Genomic DNA, 1,320 nt, shown 5'->3' with positions numbered 1-1,320 from the left:
TTGACATCCTCCCCGGTGTGAACTCCGGGGATTCCCGTACCTCGCGATCCGGGTTCCTGCTTCGTCAACGGACGCCTCCTCGCTTCAGGAGCGAGGTGGTCTCACTCCATCTCCACAGGCGGACACCGCGAGCCCCGCGGCCAGAATGTTCCGTGCCGCGTCGATGTCCCGGTCGTGGACCGCGCCACAACGGCAGGTCCACTCCCGGACGTCCAGCGGCAGGTTCTCCACGACCGATCCGCAGGCCGAGCACGTTTTGCTCGACGGGTAGAAACAGTCGACCGCTGTCACGGTGCGACCGTACCAGTCGGCTTTGTACTCCACCATCGCCCGCAACTCCGACCAGGATGCATCGGAGACAGCGCGGGCCAGCGAGTGGTTGCGGACCATGGTGCGGACGGACAGGTCCTCGACGACCACCGTTTGGTTCTCGCGGATGATCCTCGTGGACAGCCTGTGCAGATGATCCCGGCGCCGGTCCGCGATCCTGCCGTGGATCTCCGCGACCCTCGCGCGGGCCTTCACCCGGTTCGCCGAGCCCTTCGCCGTGCGGGACGGGTCCCGCTGCGCCCGCGCCAGCCGGACCCGGTCGCGGCGCTCGTGCCGGGGGTTGGTGACTTTCTCCCCGGTCGAGAAGGTGACCAGCGCTGTGATGCCCGCGTCGATCCCGACCCGCCCCCCAGCCGGCGGGAGGCTGGTGACGGTGTCCTCGACCAGGATCGAGACGTGGTACTGGCCGCGGGCGTTCCGTGACACCGTCACCCGCGAGGGCGTCGCGCCCTCGGGCAGCGGGCGCGACCAGACGATGTCCAACGGCCGGTCCTGCTTGGCCAGTGTGATGTTCCCGTTCCGGTAGGTGAAGCAGTTCCGGAAGTAGGTCGCCGAATCGAGGCTCCTGCCCTTCTTCTTGAAGGACGGATATCCGGCCCGTTTTTCCCAGAAGTTCACGAACGCCGCCCGCAGATGGCGCAGCGTGGCCTGCAGCGGCCCTTTCGACGGTTCGGCCAGCCACACCGTCTCCGTGTCCCGCTTCCACGCGGTGAGCATCCTGTCGGTCTCCGCGTGCGTGACCCTGCGCTGCTCCCCGGTCCAGGCGCGGGACCGTTCGGCCAGCGCCCGGTTGTAGACGTAGCGGACACAGCCGAAGGTACGGGCCAGCTGCGCGGCCTGCTCGGGATTCGGGTAGAAGCGATAACGATATGCCCGCTTCACCACCCGAGAACCCACACCCGACAGAATAGCCAACTTCCCTGCCGCCCCGTTGTTGATGCGCTAACCCTGCCCTGAAGGACAGGGCTTGCGCGCCACGTGTCCCGGTCA

General features: G+C 67.6%; 1 protein-coding gene. It reads right to left on the bottom strand.

What is annotated here, in order from left to right; genetic code table 11:
- Nucleotides 1-84: 84 nt before the first annotated feature.
- Nucleotides 85-1,212 (bottom strand): RNA-guided endonuclease TnpB family protein, encoded by a 1,128-nt coding sequence (locus tag FMEAI12_RS11420; RefSeq protein WP_112105998.1) that lies wholly within the window; start codon nt 1,210-1,212, stop codon nt 85-87.
- Between the last annotated feature and the right edge of the window lie 108 nt (nt 1,213-1,320).

The organism is Parafrankia sp. Ea1.12 (assembly GCF_900465275.1).
Classification (GTDB): domain Bacteria; phylum Actinomycetota; class Actinomycetes; order Frankiales; family Frankiaceae; genus Parafrankia; species Parafrankia soli.
This window is presented reverse-complemented; position numbering and strand designations above follow the sequence as displayed.